Origin of the sequence: Bradyrhizobium sp. CCBAU 21365, from assembly GCF_015291305.1 — a bacterium.
In the GTDB taxonomy this organism is placed as follows: domain Bacteria; phylum Pseudomonadota; class Alphaproteobacteria; order Rhizobiales; family Xanthobacteraceae; genus Bradyrhizobium; species Bradyrhizobium elkanii.
In genome coordinates, this window is sequence record NZ_CP030036.1 from 2773200 (window position 1) to 2789832 (window position 16633).

The window sequence follows — 16633 nt, forward strand, 5'->3', positions numbered from 1 at the left end:
TCTCTCTAACCGGGATGGATTTGAATCATTCTAAGACGCGACAGGGCCCGCGCGTGTGCGCGAGCCCTGAACCCCGTAACTTGCTTGTCGCGTCCGCGCGTCAAACGGCCGTTGGACCGTTGCCTGAAGCTGCAGCCGTCGTCCTGTCACATCTCAGGTGTATGGTTCGCCGTACGCCGCGCGATGCGTCTCACGACATCGCCAGGCTGACCGGTGCCGAGCCGACCATTCCCGTGCTGACGCCGTCGCGGGCCATCGATTCGATCGTGCCCCAGTTCTCGCGAAAAATCCGCGCCGCCTCGTTGGCGCTTTCTGCGTGGATCGTCAGACTGCACGCGCGTCTCGTGCCGTTGCTGGCGAGCTGGAAGTAGAGAACATATCCAGACGATTCCGCACTCCGTGCGGCCAGCGGTGCCTGCTGCATGTAGGTTTTCCCCAAAGTGTTTTTGTTGCGCCACCCGCAGACAGGATTTGACAGGGATGCGGCACCTTCGTGGTTCACAACGCCGCAATCAGCACGATTGCGCATTTTGTTCGGCGGTGTTGCCGGGACTCAACAGGCGATGGAACCGATGACGCCCAATGGCTGCAACTCAGCCGCGATCACGATATGGCTTCAACCGTTGTTTGATGACGGGTTGCCCTTCCTTGAGGGGGAAGCCGCGGCGCGAACCCTCGCGGCGGTCACAATCGCGATGCCGCGCTGAGATCGAACGGCCCCTGCGGCGCATGATCTGCGCTCCGCTCAAGGTAGCGTTCGCGACGACGCGGAAATCGATGCAGCGTCGGATCGCAGATCGCGGGCGCAACGAAGCCGTCGCGCAAGGCTGACCCGTGGCGCCGCCGACCACCGGGAATTGCATCTGTCCGCGCCGGGCCGGGGGCGGTGATCGTAAAGCCGCTTGCTGGCCTGTCCCGGGTGTGCTATTCGTCGAACGACCGTTCGGATTATTATTGACCGTCGACGAAAACGTCGGCGGCAGGCGATCGGTGAGGGAGACGGAACGATGAACATGATGACCGGCGCCTCGCCATGGGAGCGGTTGATCCGGCCCGACCGGGTGCACGGATCGCTCTATACCGATCCCGAGATCTTCGAGGCCGAGCTCAAGAACATCTGGTACCGGACCTGGGTCTATGTCGGGCACGAGAGCGAGGTGCCGAACGCCAACGACTACGTCGTCAAGTCGATCGGCCCGCAATCCGTGATCATGACGCGCGACGAGCAGGGCAAGGTCAATCTGCTGCTCAACCGCTGCTCGCATCGCGGCAACCAGGTCTGCTCCTATGAGCGCGGCAATGCCCGCTCGTTCACCTGTCCGTTCCATTCCTGGACCTTCGCCAATGACGGCCGCCTGGTCGGCTATGCCTTCCCGGACGGATATGAAGGGCAGGACAAGTCGCAGCTCGCGCTCGGTCGGGTGACGCGCGTCGCCTCCTATCGCGGCTTCGTGTTCGGCTCGTTCGCAGCCGACGGCCCGACGCTGAAGGAGCATCTCGGCGGCGCCGCGGAGACCATCGATCGCCTGGTGCGCACCTCGCCGGAGGGCGAGGTGGAGATCACGGCGGGCTTTCTCAAGCATCGCGTCAAGGCGAACTGGAAGTTCATCCTGGAGAACGAGTGCGACGGCTATCATCCGGCCTTCGTGCACACCTCGATCTTCGGCGTCGCCGACAGCATGATCGGCAAGCTCTATGGCGGCGCCTCGACCGCGCTGACGCGCGACTACGGCAACGGCCATACCGAGATCGATCTGCGGCCCGAGTTCCGCAAGCGCGATGCGCCGATGAGCTGGTTCGGCACCAGCGAGGACCGGCTGCCGGACTACACGGCGCGCATGAAGGCCGCCCATGGCGACACCGCAGCGCGGGAGATCATGATCGACGGCACGCCGCATGTGATGATCTTCCCGAACCTGTTCATCGCCGAGATCCAGATGTTCGTGATCCAGCCGCTCGGCGTCGACGACAGCGTGCAGCACGTCACCGCGTTGCAGTTCAAGGGCGCGCCCGATCTGAACCGAAGGCTGCGCCAGCAGACCATGGGCTCGGTCGGCCCGGCCGGCTTCCTGCTGGCGGATGATTCCGAAATGTACGAGCGCTGCCATCGCGGCGTGCTGGCGCGCAACCCGGAATGGATCTTCCTCGGCCGCGGCGAGAAGCGCGAGCGGCGGGACGAACTCGGCTTCACGGTCGGTCACGTCACCGACGAGGTGCCGTCGCGCGGCATCTGGACGCATTATCGCAAGCTGATGGAGCCAAACTGATGCTGTCGCGCGAGAGCAGCGCCGCGTCGATGAGCGCCATCACCGCCTTCCTCTATCGCGAGGCGCGGTTGCAGGACGAGCATCAATACGAGGCCTGGGAAAAGCTCTGGACCGACGATGGCGTCTATTGGGTGCCGGCCAACGGCGCCGACATCGACCCGGAACGGCAGATGTCGATCATCTACGACAACCGCTCGCGGATCGCGCTGCGGGTCCGGCAGCTGATGACCGGCAAGCACTTCACCCAGACGCCGCAGTCGAACCTGCGCCGGCTGATCTCCAACATCGAATTGATGGACGAGCAGCCTGACGACGGCGACATCGCGGTCGCCAGCAACAGCCTCATTTTCGAGTCGAGCCTGCGCGACGACACGCTGTGGGCGGCGCGCAATGAATACCGGCTGCGCCATGTCGATGGCGAATTGCGGATGGCCACCAAGAAGGTCATCCTCGTCAACAACGACAAGGCGATCTACACGCTGTCATTCCTGGTCTAGGAGAGGTCTCGCCATGATCGACAAGGGCCCCGTTCTGCTCGACGTCACCGACGGCATCGCGCGGCTGCGGCTCAACCGCCCCGATGCGGCCAACGGCATGAGTGTCGAGCTGCTCCGCGCGCTGTGCGACGCCATCATGGTCTGTCATGGTCATTCCGATCTGCGCGTCGTGCTGCTGAGCGGCGAGGGTACCAATTTCTGCGCCGGTGGCGACGTCCGCGCCTTCGCCTCCAAGGGCGAGAAGCTGCCGGACTATATCCGCCAGGCCACCGCCTATCTGCAGAATGCGGTGACCGGATTGCTGCGGCTGGAGGCCCCGGTCATATCATCGGTGCAGGGCTTTGCGGCGGGCGGCGGCGGCTTCGGTCTGGTCTGCGCTTCCGACATCGTAATCGCGGCGGAATCGGCAAAATTCCTCGCCGGCGCGACGCGGGTGGCGATGGCGCCGGATGCCGGCGTCTCCGTTACGCTGTCGCGGCTGGTCGGCCTGCGGCGCGCGATGTCGATCCTCCTGACCAATCCGGTGATCCCGGCGGCGGAAGCGTTGCAGATGGGCATCGTCACCAGGGTCGTGCCCGATGCCGAGCTCGCCGAGGCATCGCTCGCGCTGGCCCGCGAGCTTGCGGCCGGCGCGCCGAAGGCGCTGGCGGCGACCAAGCGGCTGGTCTGGGCAGGCACCGGCACCAGCATCGAGCAGTGCCTGTCGGAAGAGGCGCGCACCGTCGCGGAACTCTCGGGGATGGCCGATGCACGCGAAGGGCTCGCCGCGGTGATCGAGCGGCGCCAGCCTGTATTCACGGGGCGCTGAGGTGGCGAGCTTGCCATTCGGACGTCTCGATGGCCGCCGTGCCTTCGTCTCCGGCGGCGCGCGGGGCATCGGTGCTGCGATCGCGCGCAGCTTTGCCGGCGCGGGCGCCAGGGTCGTGATCGGCGATCTCGACGTCGCCGCGGCCTCGGAGCTGGCGCGCGACACCGGCGCTGACGTTGCAGGACTAGACGTCAGCGACGCCATGGCCGTGCAGGCTGTGATGGCGCAGGACGGCCCATTCGACATTGTCGTCAACAATGCCGGCGTCGATCAGCACGCTTTCTTCACCGATACCACGGCGGAGGATTGGGCGCGGCTGATCGCGGTCAATCTCACCTCGGTGCTGGCCTGCACCCACGCCGCGCTGCCGGCGATGCAGGCGGCGCGCTTTGGCCGCATCATCAACGTCACCTCGGAAGCGGCGCGGCTCGGCTCAAAAGGCGGTGCGGTCTACTCCGCGGCCAAGGGCGGCGTGATCTCGTTCACCCGGAGCATCGCGCGGGAAAATGCACGCTATGGCATTACCGCGAACGCGATCGCGCCGGGACCGATCCGCACGCCGATGCTGGAGCAGGCCGTGGCAAAGGGCGGCGACAGGATCCTGCAGGCGATGACCGGCGCAACGCTGCTCGGCCGCCTCGGCGAGCCGGAGGAGGTCGCGGCTGCCGCGCTGTTCCTGGCTTCCGACCAGGCCGCCTATATCACCGGCGAGACGCTCGGCGTTTCCGGCGGCATGGGCATCGGCGGCTGAGATGGCCAGCACAGGCGACGATATCGCAATCACGCCGGTCGATCGCGCGATCGAGCGTTTGCGCGCGATCTATCGTGGCTGGACCCGCGATACATCGGTGGCGCAGATGCGCAGCGATTGGGACTTGGCTTTTGCCGGCTGCTCGGTGCCGGTGAGGCGCGGGCCGGTTTCCGCCGGCGGGGTCGACGGCGAATGGCTCGTGCCGTCGGATGCTCCGCGCGACAAAGCGGTCCTCTATTTTCACGGCGGCGGCTTCCGCATCGGCTCGATCGCCTCGCATCGCGACCTGGCCGCGCGGATCGCGGATGCATCCGGCTGCCAAGTGCTTTCGATCAACTATCGCCTGGCGCCGGAGCACCGGTTTCCGGCGGCGCTCGAGGATGCGCTGATTGCCTATCAATATCTGCGCGATCAGGGGCTGCATCCGGCGGATATCGCCTTCGCCGGGGATTCGGCCGGCGGCAATCTCGTGCTGTGCACGATGCTGGCGGCGCGCGATCGCGGCCTGCCGCTGCCCGCTGCCGGCGCGCTGATGTCACCCTGGACCGACCTCACCGCGAGCGGCGCGAGCTATCAGAGCAGGGCCGAGGTCGATCCGATCCACCAGCGCGCGATGATCCTGGCGCTCGCGAAGAACTACCTTGGCAAGGACGGCGATGTCAGCAATCCGCTGGCCTCGCCGCTATATGCCGATCTCTCCGCGCTGCCGCCGCTGCTGGTGCAGGTCGGCGACCGCGAGACCGTGCGCGACGATGCGACGGAACTGGCCGCACGGGCGAAGGCTGCCGGTGTCGACGTCGAGCTGCAGGTCTGGGACGGCATGATCCACGTCTTCCAGATGTTCCCGGAGATTCCGCAGGCGCGAGAGGCGGTCGCATCGCTGGCAGCTTTTTTGCGCAACCATCTTCACATCGGCCATCAGAGGGCGCCACAATGAACGTCATGACGTCGGATCCGCGCCAGCTCACTGAGACCGAATTCCACTTTTCGGAGCAGCCCAATCTGCCCGAGGAGCTGCGCATGCTGCGCGAGCAGGTGCGCCGCTTCGTCGAGAAGGAAGTGGTGCCGCATGCCGAGGCTTGGGAGCGCGACGGCAAGATCCCGCGCGAGATCTATCGCCGCATGGGCGCGCTCGGCTTCCTCGGCATGCGCCATGCGGCCGAGTATGGCGGCACCGACATGGGGCCGCTGGCCTCGATGGTGTTCGCCGAAGAGCTGGGGCGCTCCAGCTTCGGCGGCTTCACCTCGTCGATCCTCGTGCATACCGACATGTCGGCGGTGCACATCTCCTTGCGCGGCACGCCGGAACAGAAGCAGAAATACTTGCCGGCGATCATCCGCGGCGAGACGGTCTGCTCGATCGCGGTGACCGAGCCCGACGCGGGCTCCGACGTCGCAGGCCTCAAGACACGGGCGCGGCGCGACGGCGATGTCTGGGTGATCAACGGCGCAAAGATGTTCATCACCAACGCGGTCTATGGCGACCTCCTGATCGTCGCCGCGCGCACCGACCCGCATGCCAAGGGCAGCCGCGGCATTTCGCTGTTCATCGTCGAGCGCAACACGCCGGGCATCACGGCGACCAAGCTCGACAAGCATGGCTGGCTCTGCTCGGACACCGCCGAACTCGCGTTCCAGGACGTGCGCGTGCCGGCGGAGAACCTGCTCGGCGAGGAGAACAAGGGCTTCTACGGCATCATGGAGACCTTCCAGAACGAGCGCATCTGCATCGGCGGCATCTGCGCGGGCGAATCCGCCAAGGCGATCGAGCTGACGGCGAATTACGTGAAGACGCGACAGGCGTTCGGCGGCCCGCTCTGGAAGCAGCAGGGCGTGCGGCTGAAGCTCGCCCAGCTTGCCGCGAAGGCGGCGGCGGCGCGGGCGCTGGCCTATCAGGCCGCCGAGCTCGCGGCGGCCGGGCAGGATTGCTTGTGTGAGGTCTCGATGGTGAAGGCGCTGTCGCCCGAAGTGCTGCATGAGGTCGTGCACGGCTGCCTGCAACTGCATGGCGGCTCAGGCTTCATGCGCGGCACGCCGATCGAGCGCATGGTGCGCGACGCCCGCGTGCTGACGATCGGCGGCGGTGCCACCGAGGTGATGCTGGAAGAGGTCGCCAAGCGGATGTGAGGGGGCGGCTCTTCCCTCGCTCCGTTTGCGGCAGGGCGATCGCATATGCGTCTTCGCCGGCCGCGCAGGAGCTTGGCCTCGTGGTTCGAGTCGCGCCGCAAGCGGCGCTCCTCACCATGAGGGTCTACCCCGACGGGGAGAGGTCGGATTGCGCCTGGCGATGCGACGCATCGTCCAGTGCAATCCGGGTGAGGGCTCTTGCTCTCTCGATGGACCGTAACCCCTCACCCGAGGAGCCGCAGACCGGCTACTTCGGAATAATAGAATAGTACCGTTGATTTGCCCGACGTGTCAAGTTGCCCTGCCGGACGCCGAAACCTCCTTTGCATGGGGTTGTTTTCGATATTTTGGCCGCGCGCACCTGTGGTGATCGCAAGCGGGAGAGGTGAAGTGGGTTTGCGGAAGCAGTCACTCCACCGGCTTGAAGCTGAGCGTCGCGGCATCGGCCTGCATGATCTGCAGCTTCTGGTTGGAGAAGCGCACGCCGGGACCGAAGCTGATCGGCGCCATCACGCCGGTCTCGACATTCTTGGTCTTCTCCAGCTCCGAGATGGTGCAGGCCCAGGTCGGCTGCTTGCCGCAGCGCTCGATTGCCGCGATCAAGACCTTCGCGGCGGCATAGCCGGTCATGGTGTAGCGGTTGATGCCCTTGAACTCGGCCTCCGACACCAGCGGCTTGGCCTTCTCGAGGAACGCCTTGCCGGCGGTGCCCGCGAACGGCTCGACATAGTCGACCGCGTAGATGCGGTCGCCGGCCGGACCCATCAGCTTCAGCACCGGCTCGATACGGCCGGGCCAGAAGATGCCGGTCACCGGCTTGATGTTCAATTTCTCGAGCTCCTTTGTCATCGCGATGTTCTCGGCGATGATGCCGCCGGCCAGGAACACCTCGGCGCCGGAATCCTTCAGCTGCAGCATGTCGGACGAGAAGTCCTGCTGGCCCTTCTTGTAGTTGCCGCTGTAGACGACGTTCAGCTTCTTGGCCTTGACCACGGAATCGAAGCCGTCGCGCACGGTGATGCCGTAATCGTCGTCCTGGGTGATCAGGCCCCATTTCTTGCCGGGGTTCCTGTCGGCCAGGAAGTTGACGAGGTGGATGATGCCTTCCTCGTAGGATTGGCCGACCACGAACACGTTCTTGCGCGGCGGCTCCCACAGGAATTTGACCGGCGCGACGTCGATCACTGTCGGGATACCGGATTTCTCCAGCACCGGCATCACCGCGATCGACTGGCCCGAGCCGGAGATGCCGAGCATCGCGAAGACCTTGTCGACGTCGATCACCTTCTTGACGCCCTGGATGGTGCGCGCGGTGACGTAGCCGTCGTCCTCCAGCACATATTTTATCTTGCGGCCGTTGATGCCGCCGGCGGCGTTGGCTTCGGCGATCGCGATCTTGTGGCCGATCGAGGCCGCGACGCCGAGCAGCGCCGGCGGGCCGGTCAGCGGCTCCACGTCGCCGATCAGGATCTCGCTGTCGGTGATCCCGGGATCGGCGGCAGCAGCGGGGCCGATCGCAAGACAGGCCGCGGAAAGCAGCAGCGAGGCCGCTGCCAGGTGTTTGATCATTGTCTCCTCCTCATGGTGTTGCGTTTTTTTGTTAGTAGCGCAGCGGCCAGTGCACCCAGGTCCGCCTGATGTCGTGCCAGGCGCCGACCAGCCCCCTCGGCTGGAAGCGCAGGAACAGGATGATGACGAGGCCGTAGAGCATGCTCTTGAGCTCCTGCGCGCCGGTCGTGAAGGTCGCGTCCATCTGTGCGCTGAACAGGCTGAAGACGATCCGTGTCGCCTCCGGCAGCAGCACGATCAGGATGGTGCCGAGCACCGCGCCGAGCGCCGAGCCGAGCCCGCCGACGATCAGGATCGCCAGCGCCTCGATCGAGAGCAGGAACGGAAAGCCCTCGACGCTGACGAAGGACAGATAGATGCCGTAGAGCGCGCCGGCGATGCCGGTGATGAACGCCGAGGTGATGAAGGCGAACAGCTTGTAGGCATGCAGGTTGATGCCCATGACGCGGGCCGCGGTGTCGTTGTCCCTGATCGCGACAAAGGCGCGGCCGATCCGGCTGCGGCGGATGTTGAGGGTGGCGAACAGCGTCAGCCCCGCGATGCCGAGGCAGAGATAGGTGAAGGCGGCATCGCCGTCGAAGCTGATGCCGAAGATCTCCGGCCTTTGCACCTGGATGCCGCGCGCGCCATTGGTGAGCCAGCGCATCTCCAGGATCACGGTGTTGATGATGAAGGAGAAGGCGAGCGTGGTGATGGCGAGGTAAAGTCCCTTGAGCCGCAGCGACGGTGCGCCGACGACCAGGCTCGCCAGCGCCGGCACTACGCCGGCGCCGAGGAAACCGATCAGCGGCGGCATGTGATATTTCGACACCAGCACCGCATAGGCATAGGCGCCGGTGACGAGGAAGCCGACATGGCCGAGCGAGATCAGGCCGGTGTAGCCGGTCAAGATGTTGAGTCCGAGCGCGCCGGTCACCGTGATCAGGATGATCATCAGGAACGACAGCGCGTAGGAATTCAACAGGTGAGGTGCCGCGATCAGCGCCAGCAGCAGCACCGCCGACCATAGCCACACCGGCGGGGAATCGATCAGCGTGACCAGTTCGCCATAGCTCTGCTTGTAATCGCCGGTCCGCATCACACCCTCTCGATGTCGCGTTCGCCGAAGATGCCGAACGGGCGGATCATCAGCACGATGATGATCATGGCAAAGCCCGCGACCTCCTTCATGCCGGAGCCGATATAGCCGCCGGCCAGGTTTTCGGTGATACCGATCAGGAGGCCGCCGACGCCGGAGCCGAGCACGGCGTCGAGGCCGCCCAGTATGGTGGCCGGAAACGCCTTCAGCCCGAGCTGGAACATCGCCGGCGATAGATCATAGGACAGCGCGAAGAACACCCCGCCGATGCCGGCGATCACCGAAGACGCGGCCCAGGCCAGCGCATGAACTCTTGTTGCGCTGATGCCCATCAACAGCGCGGTGCGATCATCGGCCGCGACCGCGCGCATCGCAACGCCGACCTTGCTGTAGCGGAAGAACGCCCAGATCGCGGCGAGCAGCAGAAGCAGTGTCACGATCACCGCAATCTGCCCGGCGCGCACGCCGATGCCGCCGAGATGCACGATGCCGCGGCCCATGCCGATATCGAGGCCGTGCGGATAGGCGTCCCAGATGAAGTTGATGGCGGAGCGCAGGATCACGGCGAGCCCGATCGTGACCATCACGGTCGCGAATACCGGCTCGCCCAGCATCGGCCGCATCACGAGCCGCTCGATGATGAGCCCGAGCAGAACAGCGGCGAGAATCGCGCCCACCGCGACGACGAACACATTGCCGCTGACCGTGGTCGAGATCGTCCAGGCGATATAGGCGGTGATCATGGTCATCTCGCCCTGGGCGAAATTGACCAACCCGGTCGACTTGTAGATCACAGCGAAGCCCATCGCGATCAGGCCGTAGATCGCGCCGATCGCGAGCCCCGAGATCAGCAGCTGGATCAGATACTGCATTCAGCCCTCCGCCCGGTAGATGATCGCGAGCTCGCGGGCGAACTTCTTCTCGATCATGGCGCGACGTACCTTCTGCGTGGCGGTCAGCTCGCCGTCGTCATGGTCGAGCTCCTTTTCCAGGATGGCGAACCGCCTGATGTTCTCGACCCGCGCGAACCGCTTGTTGGTCTCGTTGACGACGCGCTCGACCAGCTCATTCACTTCGGGAAGCTGCGACAGCGATTTGTAGTTGGTGTAAGCGAGCGCCCGGTCGCGTGCCCAACGGCCGACATTGTCGTAATCGACCTGGATGATGGCGCCGAGATACTTCTTGGCCTCGCCGACCACGATCGCTTCCTTGATGAACTCGGAATCCTTCAGCGCGTTCTCGATCTCGGACGGCGCGATGTTCTTGCCGCCGGCGGTGATGATGATCGCCTTCTTGCGGTCGACCACGGCGATCTCGCCATTGTCCAATATCTCGATGATGTCGCCGGTGCGCAGCCAGCCGCCGTGTTCCAGCGAGGCGGTCGAGGCCTTCTCGTCGAGGAAGTAGCCCTTGAAGACGCCCGGGTTGCGCAGCAGGATCTCGCCGTCGGTGTCACACTTCCATTCGGTCTGCGGCAGCGGTACGCCGCAGCCGCCGATCCGATGATGGCTTTCAGTCTGGATGAAGGCGACGCCGCCGCTCTCGGTGAGCCCATAGCCTTGCGACACCGGGCGGCCGATGATGTCGAAGAAGCGCAGCGTCTCCGGCGAGATCGAGGCGCCGGCGCAGAGCCGGTGCCGGCTGTAGGCGAAGCCGAGATGGCGCTGCAAATTGCGGAACATCAGGAGATAGAGCAGCCCGTAGGCGGCGCGATCGAGCCAATTGTCGTTGCCGGTCTGTCGACGGTCGGACAGCGTGCGGCCCCAGGCGAGACAGGCCCTGGTGAAGCTCTGGCGCAGGCGACCGCTCTCGCCGAGGCGGAACAGAAAGCCCTGCTGCAGCTTCTCGTAGATGCGGGGCACGCCGACGAAGAAGGTCGGTGCGATCTCGCGGATGTTGATTGCGACCGTGTCGATCGATTCGGCGAACGAGACGGTGCCGCCGAGTACGAGATGCGTCACGGTGCCGTAGCAGCGCTCCGCGACGTGGCACAGCGGCAGATAGCTCACCGCCTCGAACGGCTTGTCGGCAATGCCGACGGTCCTGGCGTAGGCATAGGCGGCGTAGACGAGATTGCGATGGGTCAGCATCGCGCCCTTGGGCGGACCTGTCGTGCCCGAGGTGTAGACGAGGATGCAGACGTCGTCGGGCGCGCCCTGGCTGATCAGGCGGTCGAGCGTGGCGTCGGCCTCCGGGTTCTGCTGCGCGTAGGCCCTGCCGCGCTCGCACAATGCGGCGAACGACATCAGCTCCGATTGCCGGTAATGCCGCAGGCCCTTCATGTCGATGCAGACGATGGCCTCGAGGTCCGGCAGGCCGCCATTGCCCGCCATCGCGTCGAGCACCTTGTCGGTCTGCTCCTGGTCGCCGGTGACGACGATGCGGGCGCCCGAATGCTTGACGATGTATTGCAGCTCGACCCAGGGATTGGTCGGATAGATGCCGACCGCGACCGCGCCGATCATCTGCGCACCAAGATCGGCGTAAAACCATTCCGGCGTGTTCTCGCCGGCGATGGCGATCCGGTCGCCCGGCTTGATGCCGAGCGAGAGCAGGCCGAGCGCCACCGCGCGCGCGGTGTCGTAATAGTGCCGCCAGGAATAGGGATTCCAGATGCCGTAGTCCTTCTCGCGCAGCGCCATCGCCTCGCCGTGCATGGTGGCGCGCTGCCGCAGCAATTGCGGGATGGTGATGGCGGCATCCGCAAGCGCAGCCTGCAACGCGTCGGCGCCGGTCGCCGGCGGGTTGCGCGGCGCGCTCGCTTGCAGCGGCGGATGAGCGGTGCGCAGGCTGTCCAGCGTCGACATCAAGCGCCCGCCTTCGCCATCGCGTCAGTGCGCTGGCTGCCGAGATAGGCCTCCGCGACCGCCGGATCGCGCCTGATCTCGCCGGGCGTGCCTTCGGCGATCTTGCGGCCGAAGTTCAGCACATGGACGCGGTCGGAGATGTCCATCACGATGCGCATCTCGTGCTCGATCATCACGACGGTGATGCCGAGCTCGTCGCGGATGTCGAGCACGAAGCGCGCGATGTCCTCGGTCTCCTCCTGGTTCATGCCGGAGACCATCTCGTCGAGCAGCAATAGCTTCGGCTCGCAGGCGAGCGCGCGGGCGAGCTCGACGCGCTTTTGCTGGCCGTAGGACAGCGTGCCGACCACGGCGTCCCTGATATGCTCGATCTCGAGGAATTCGATGATGTGTTCGACACGCTGCCGTGCCGCGATCTCCTCCTTGCGGGTACGCCCGTAAAACCACACCGCATCGAGCACGGTCGAGCGCAGATGGGTGTGGCGGCCGGTCAGGATGTTCTCGACCACGGTGCCGTGCTTGAACAGCGCGAGATTCTGGAAGGTGCGGCCGATGCCGACCGCGGCGAATTTCCACGGCGAGATCGTCGAGAGGTCAATGCCGTCGAAGCTGATGCGGCCGCCGCTTGGCCGAAGCACGCCCGAGATCATGTTGAACAGCGTGGTCTTGCCGGCGCCGTTCGGACCGATCACGCTGCAGATCTCGCCGGGCGCGACGCGCAGGCTGACATCGGCGACCGCCTGCAGGCCGCCGAAGCGCTTTGACAGATTTTCGACCGTGAGCAGCGCGGTCACGACAGCCACCGCTTGCGGCGCTTGTAGTGCTTGACGTCGCGCAGGCTCTTGCGACCCGTGGAGGAGACGCCGAGATAGAATTCCTGGACGTCCTCGTTGGCGGTGAGCCTCGCTGCTGTGCCGTCGAGCACGACGCGGCCGGTCTCCAGGATGTAGCCGTAGTCGGCGATATCGAGTGCGCGCTGCGCGTTCTGCTCGACCAGCAGCACCGTCATCTTCAGTTCGTCGCGCAGCCGGACGATCACGTCATAGATGCGGTCGATGATCAGCGGCGCGAGGCCGAGCGATGGTTCGTCGAGCGCCAGCAGCACGGGATCGGTCATCAACGCGCGGCCGATCGCGAGCATCTGCTGCTCGCCGCCGGACATGTAGCCGGCGATCTGGTCGCGCCGCTCATATAGCCGCGGAAACAGCGCAAACACCTTGTCGCGGCGCTCGCGCGCCTCGGCGCTGGTCCTCGTGTAGCCGCCCATTTGCAGGTTCTCGTCGATGGTGAGTGCCGCGAACACGCGGCGGCCCTCCGGCACCTGCACGATGCCGCGGCGGACCAGTTCGTCCGGCGCAAGGCGATGCACCTCGTCATTGCGGAAGCGGATGCTGCCGTTCTCGATCACGCCTTCCTCGGTATAGAGGATGCCGGACATCGCCTTCAGCAGCGTCGATTTGCCGGCGCCGTTGGAGCCGAGCAGGGCGACGATGCGACCCTCGGGCACCGCGATCGAGACGTCGCGGATCGCCTCGATCGCATTGTCGTAGACGATCCGGATGTTGCGGAATTCGAGCAGGCCCTGCCGCTGTGGCACGGCGACTGGCGCTCGTTGCGGTGTCGGATGCGGGATGGTCGTCGGCATCGTGCTCAGATCCGGCTGGCCGATAAGCGCGGACGCGCGGCGAGGATCGCATCGGTGACGAGCTTCGCGGTCTCGGCGCAGGCCTGGGTGCCGCCATTGCCATATTGCTTCACCGCGTCGCCGACGCACCACAGGCCCTCGATGCCGGTCTCGCGCGGCAGATCGTAGCCGGCGCAGCTGCGTTGCGCCGGCCAGTCGTCGCGCATCACCCGGATCGACAGGATCCTGGCCTGGTCGAAATTCGCGAACTGCTCGCGAAGATCCTCGAGCGCGAGCGCGACCTCCGCATCGGAGTCGAAATCGCCGAGCGCCGGCACCGGAACCGCGTAGGCGACATAGAGATGCCAACCTGATGGAGCGAGCTCCGGACAGGTGGCGCTGAGGTTAGCCATGTTGCAGAGCCGGCGCGTCTTGCCGAAGGTGACGATGCCGGGATGATTGATCAGCGGCTCGCGGCTCGCGACATTGATGACGATGTTGGCGGCCGGGCGAAGGTCGTTCTTCACCTTGGCGATGTAGTCCGCCGGGAACGCCTCGCTGCCGGCAAGCGCGACCGTGGCCTTTGGTCCGGCATTGCTGATGACAAGATCGGTGTCGATCCGCACCCGCTCGCCGTTCCTGAGCACGGTGACGCCTTCAACCTTGCCGTTGGCAGTGTGGATCGTCGTCGCCGGCGTTCCGAGCCAGATGTCGCCATTGCGCCTGACAGCGTTGCCGAGACTGTTCCAGACGCCGATCGTGCCCTGCGGGCAGAAGCCGAACTTCTTGAAGGCGCCCTTGCTGGTGAAATAAGTGAGGAAGGCGCGGGCTGGCAGCTCGGCGGCGTTGCAGGCGAAGATCGCCGCGCAGAGATTGCGGAACAGCGCGTGCACCGTGGCATTGCTAGTGTAGCCCTTCAGCCAGTCTTCGGTCGATTGCCGCCCGTCAGGCAGATTGCCGGAGCGGGCGTCGGCGAATTTCTCCAGGATGCGCGAGGCTTGCTTGGTCAGTTGGCCGAGCAGCAGCGACCAGCCGCCGCGGCCGACATCGATCACCTTGCCGTCGATGAAGAACGAGCTCGCGGGCTCCGGCGCGCGGATGTCGAGCGGAGCGCCGACGGTGTGGAAGGTTTCCTCGAACACGCCACCGAACTCGATCGCGATCGCCCCGATATTGACCTTGAAGCCGTCGATCTCCTCGGTCGAGGCGCGCCCGCCGAGCCGGTCCTTGTCGTCGACGACGAGCGTGTGCAGCCCGCCATGGGCAAGGCGCGCCGCGGCGCACAGCCCGCCGGCACCGGCTCCGATCACGACAGCATCGATCCTCTGAGAATCCACGCGCAACCTCCCGCGATGCCGCCGGGTTGGTCCCGGCGTGCGCAATCCGCTTGCTTGATGGATGGCAGTCTAATATAATCCGACCGGTCGTTCAAATTATTTTTTGACGCAGGTCGTGTCATCGTGGGCGATCGAAGAGTTCTGGTGGATGGTGCCCGCAAAGGGGAGGAGAGCGTGGGGCGGCGGTAGTATAGAGAGACGGCAGTCGCCCGATTCCGGCGGCGCCGACGGTGCACGAGAGAGACGGCAATGGCGCGGACGCGCTCAGAGAATTACGACGAGATTCAGCAGGGCATTCTCACCACGGCCTGCGGCCTGTTCGCGCGGCAGGGCTATATGCGTGCCTCGATCGCCGACCTTGCGGATGCCTGCAAGCTGTCGCGCGGCGCGCTGTACCATTATTTCGATTCCAAGGAAGCGATCCTGTTCGCGATCCTCGACGCCCATATCCGCGAGATGATCGCCGACGTCGAGGCGGCGATGGCCGAAAAGGCGACGACGCTGGAGCAGTTCCGCGCCGCGATCCAGGCCATCGTTGCGCTGAATGCGCGTTCGAGCGACGAGCAGCGCGTGATCCTCAACGACCTCTCGTTCCTCGGCGAGACCGAGCAGGATGCGATCAAGGCGCTGGAGCGCCAGCTCGTCGACACGGTCTCGGACCTTCTGGTCAAACTCGACAAGGAAGGCAAGATCGTCAAGCGGACCAAGAAGATCTACAGCATGATGCTGTTCGGCATCCTGAACTTCAGCCACACCTGGTACGACCCAAAGGGCGGGATCGATCCAGGGGAGTTCGCCGACATGGTGGTGGACCTGTTCCTGTACGGCTTCACCATGCCGGTGCCGGCAAAGGACGCCGCGCGGCCGCTGCGCCAGCGCGCCTGAGGCCGGCGCGGCGCGCTCTGCGGCTTCGCCGAAGACATCTCTCGCAGCGATTATTCCTCATCTCATCCGCACATCATCGTGAAGGCGAGACGTTGTCCCGCGCGTAACGCGCGCGGCGCGCGCTGCGTAGTCCTGCCACGAACGCCGTAACGACGGCCGATGGTGGCATCGCAGCGAGGGAAGAAACATCAGCATGAATCTGTCGTTCAACATCGCCGAACAGGGCGAGGGGCCTTATCGTCCGCTCGCGATCCTGCGCTGGGTCATGGTCGTGATCTTCGTGTCGTTCGGCATGCAGAAATTCACGCTGCAATCGGCGCAAGGCATCGCGCAGTTCATCAGCAACAGTCCTTTCGTCTCGTGGCTGTCGATGTTCGGCCTCCGGGGCGAGGCCTATGTGCTCGGGGTCACCGAGTTCGGCATCGCGGTGCTGCTCGCCGCCGGCGCGTTCAGCCCGCTTCTCTCAGCGATCGGCTCGCTGATGGGTGTCATCACTTTCGCGGTGACGTGGTCGTTCTTCTTCACGACTCCCGGGGTGGTCAAATGGAGCCTGTCGACCGATCCGATGGCCTGGAACCTGGCCGGCGAGTTCCTGTTCAAGGACATCGTGCTGCTCTGCGTCTGTCTCGTGCTGCTATTGGCGTCGTTGCCGCGGTCGATCGTCCGCTCGCGCGCGCCACATAGGTCTCGCGCCGCGCATCGATGGTTAACCGATGCTTAAGCAGCCATCGCGCGTATCCGGCATCTGGAACAGGACAAAACGTCGCGGACGACCGTGTCTTGAAAATCGAATCCAATCGGCCTATGCAACCTTCGATTGACGAATTGTTGCTAGAAAGAAACGTCCCCGGTTGGGAGCGGAATGTGACGAAGTCAGAAATAT

At 65.1% G+C, this 16633-nt stretch carries 16 protein-coding genes; 8 read left to right on the forward strand and 8 right to left on the reverse strand.

The features are described from left to right. Nucleotides 1-190: 190 nt before the first annotated feature. Complete coding sequence (locus XI02_RS12715; RefSeq protein WP_157183436.1) at nt 191-424, reverse strand: hypothetical protein; 234 nt, start codon at nt 422-424, stop codon at nt 191-193. A gap of 583 nt (nt 425-1007) precedes the next feature. Here XI02_RS12715 and XI02_RS12720 point away from each other — a divergent pair. Genes XI02_RS12720 through XI02_RS12745 form a run of 6 tightly spaced genes read left to right on the forward strand, consistent with a single transcriptional unit; the run spans nt 1008 to nt 6450 of the window. Continuing rightward, complete coding sequence (locus XI02_RS12720) at nt 1008-2267, forward strand: Rieske 2Fe-2S domain-containing protein (RefSeq protein WP_172648446.1); 1260 nt, start codon at nt 1008-1010, stop codon at nt 2265-2267. Further along, nucleotides 2267-2764: an aromatic-ring-hydroxylating dioxygenase subunit beta gene (locus tag XI02_RS12725; RefSeq protein ID WP_172648445.1), complete on the forward strand. Its 498-nt coding sequence runs from the start codon at nt 2267-2269 to the stop codon at nt 2762-2764. Before XI02_RS12720 ends, XI02_RS12725 begins: the two co-directional genes overlap by 1 nt. Before the next feature lie 13 nt (nt 2765-2777). Then, nucleotides 2778-3572: an enoyl-CoA hydratase/isomerase family protein gene (locus XI02_RS12730; protein ID WP_172648444.1), complete on the forward strand. Its 795-nt coding sequence runs from the start codon at nt 2778-2780 to the stop codon at nt 3570-3572. A 1-nt stretch (nt 3573) separates the two neighbouring features. Continuing rightward, complete coding sequence (locus XI02_RS12735; protein WP_172648443.1) at nt 3574-4323, forward strand: SDR family NAD(P)-dependent oxidoreductase; 750 nt, start codon at nt 3574-3576, stop codon at nt 4321-4323. 1 nt (nt 4324) lies between these two features. Further along, nucleotides 4325-5260: an alpha/beta hydrolase gene (locus tag XI02_RS12740; protein WP_172648442.1), complete on the forward strand. Its 936-nt coding sequence runs from the start codon at nt 4325-4327 to the stop codon at nt 5258-5260. Then, nucleotides 5257-6450 carry an acyl-CoA dehydrogenase family protein gene (locus tag XI02_RS12745; protein WP_172648441.1) on the forward strand — a complete coding sequence of 398 codons (1194 nt, stop codon included), beginning with the start codon at nt 5257-5259 and terminating at the stop codon, nt 6448-6450. The genes XI02_RS12740 and XI02_RS12745 overlap by 4 nt, the downstream gene beginning before the upstream one ends. A gap of 408 nt (nt 6451-6858) precedes the next feature. Here the strand turns inward: XI02_RS12745 and XI02_RS12750 are convergent, their stop codons facing one another. Genes XI02_RS12750 through XI02_RS12780 form a run of 7 tightly spaced genes read right to left on the reverse strand, consistent with a single transcriptional unit; the run spans nt 6859 to nt 14865 of the window. Then, the gene (locus tag XI02_RS12750; RefSeq protein WP_172648440.1) at nt 6859-8019 is read right to left on the reverse strand and encodes an ABC transporter substrate-binding protein; all 1161 of its coding nucleotides are present in this window, start codon (nt 8017-8019) and stop codon (nt 6859-6861) included. Between the two features lie 31 nt (nt 8020-8050). Next, nucleotides 8051-9097 carry a branched-chain amino acid ABC transporter permease gene (locus tag XI02_RS12755; RefSeq protein ID WP_172648439.1) on the reverse strand — a complete coding sequence of 349 codons (1047 nt, stop codon included), beginning with the start codon at nt 9095-9097 and terminating at the stop codon, nt 8051-8053. Continuing rightward, the gene (locus tag XI02_RS12760; RefSeq protein ID WP_172648438.1) at nt 9097-9969 is read right to left on the reverse strand and encodes a branched-chain amino acid ABC transporter permease; all 873 of its coding nucleotides are present in this window, start codon (nt 9967-9969) and stop codon (nt 9097-9099) included. Before XI02_RS12760 ends, XI02_RS12755 begins: the two co-directional genes overlap by 1 nt. Continuing rightward, complete coding sequence (locus XI02_RS12765) at nt 9970-11904, reverse strand: long-chain fatty acid--CoA ligase (protein ID WP_081334842.1); 1935 nt, start codon at nt 11902-11904, stop codon at nt 9970-9972. Further along, nucleotides 11904-12698, reverse strand: a complete 795-nt coding sequence (locus XI02_RS12770; protein ID WP_172648437.1) for an ABC transporter ATP-binding protein — start codon at nt 12696-12698, stop codon at nt 11904-11906. Before XI02_RS12770 ends, XI02_RS12765 begins: the two co-directional genes overlap by 1 nt. Then, nucleotides 12695-13549 (reverse strand): ABC transporter ATP-binding protein, encoded by an 855-nt coding sequence (locus XI02_RS12775; RefSeq protein WP_172648436.1) that lies wholly within the window; start codon nt 13547-13549, stop codon nt 12695-12697. The genes XI02_RS12770 and XI02_RS12775 overlap by 4 nt, the downstream gene beginning before the upstream one ends. Nucleotides 13550-13554: 5 nt before the next feature. After that, nucleotides 13555-14865: an NAD(P)/FAD-dependent oxidoreductase gene (locus XI02_RS12780; protein ID WP_244980740.1), complete on the reverse strand. Its 1311-nt coding sequence runs from the start codon at nt 14863-14865 to the stop codon at nt 13555-13557. A 249-nt stretch (nt 14866-15114) separates the two neighbouring features. On the opposite strand from XI02_RS12780, the gene XI02_RS12785 reads away from it, so the two are divergent. Together XI02_RS12785 and XI02_RS12790 are read left to right on the forward strand one after the other, a co-directional pair. Next, nucleotides 15115-15750 (forward strand): TetR/AcrR family transcriptional regulator, encoded by a 636-nt coding sequence (locus XI02_RS12785; protein ID WP_069279378.1) that lies wholly within the window; start codon nt 15115-15117, stop codon nt 15748-15750. Nucleotides 15751-15943: 193 nt separating this feature from the next. Beyond that, the gene (locus XI02_RS12790; protein ID WP_172648434.1) at nt 15944-16471 is read left to right on the forward strand and encodes a YkgB family protein; all 528 of its coding nucleotides are present in this window, start codon (nt 15944-15946) and stop codon (nt 16469-16471) included. Nucleotides 16472-16633: the final 162 nt, after the last annotated feature.

What these genes read in the sequence shown, in the direction of transcription:
- XI02_RS12715 (WP_157183436.1), bottom strand. Translation starts at nt 424, where the DNA reads ATGCAGCAGGCACCGCTGGCCGCACGGAGTGCGGAATCGTCTGGATAT.
- XI02_RS12720 (WP_172648446.1), top strand. Translation starts at nt 1,008, where the DNA reads ATGAACATGATGACCGGCGCCTCGCCATGGGAGCGGTTGATCCGGCCC.
- XI02_RS12725 (WP_172648445.1), top strand. Translation starts at nt 2,267, where the DNA reads ATGCTGTCGCGCGAGAGCAGCGCCGCGTCGATGAGCGCCATCACCGCC.
- XI02_RS12730 (WP_172648444.1), top strand. Translation starts at nt 2,778, where the DNA reads ATGATCGACAAGGGCCCCGTTCTGCTCGACGTCACCGACGGCATCGCG.
- XI02_RS12740 (WP_172648442.1), top strand. Translation starts at nt 4,325, where the DNA reads ATGGCCAGCACAGGCGACGATATCGCAATCACGCCGGTCGATCGCGCG.
- XI02_RS12745 (WP_172648441.1), top strand. Translation starts at nt 5,257, where the DNA reads ATGAACGTCATGACGTCGGATCCGCGCCAGCTCACTGAGACCGAATTC.
- XI02_RS12750 (WP_172648440.1), bottom strand. Translation starts at nt 8,019, where the DNA reads ATGATCAAACACCTGGCAGCGGCCTCGCTGCTGCTTTCCGCGGCCTGT.
- XI02_RS12755 (WP_172648439.1), bottom strand. Translation starts at nt 9,097, where the DNA reads ATGCGGACCGGCGATTACAAGCAGAGCTATGGCGAACTGGTCACGCTG.
- XI02_RS12760 (WP_172648438.1), bottom strand. Translation starts at nt 9,969, where the DNA reads ATGCAGTATCTGATCCAGCTGCTGATCTCGGGGCTCGCGATCGGCGCG.
- XI02_RS12765 (WP_081334842.1), bottom strand. Translation starts at nt 11,904, where the DNA reads ATGTCGACGCTGGACAGCCTGCGCACCGCTCATCCGCCGCTGCAAGCG.
- XI02_RS12775 (WP_172648436.1), bottom strand. Translation starts at nt 13,549, where the DNA reads ATGCCGACGACCATCCCGCATCCGACACCGCAACGAGCGCCAGTCGCC.
- XI02_RS12785 (WP_069279378.1), top strand. Translation starts at nt 15,115, where the DNA reads ATGGCGCGGACGCGCTCAGAGAATTACGACGAGATTCAGCAGGGCATT.
- XI02_RS12790 (WP_172648434.1), top strand. Translation starts at nt 15,944, where the DNA reads ATGAATCTGTCGTTCAACATCGCCGAACAGGGCGAGGGGCCTTATCGT.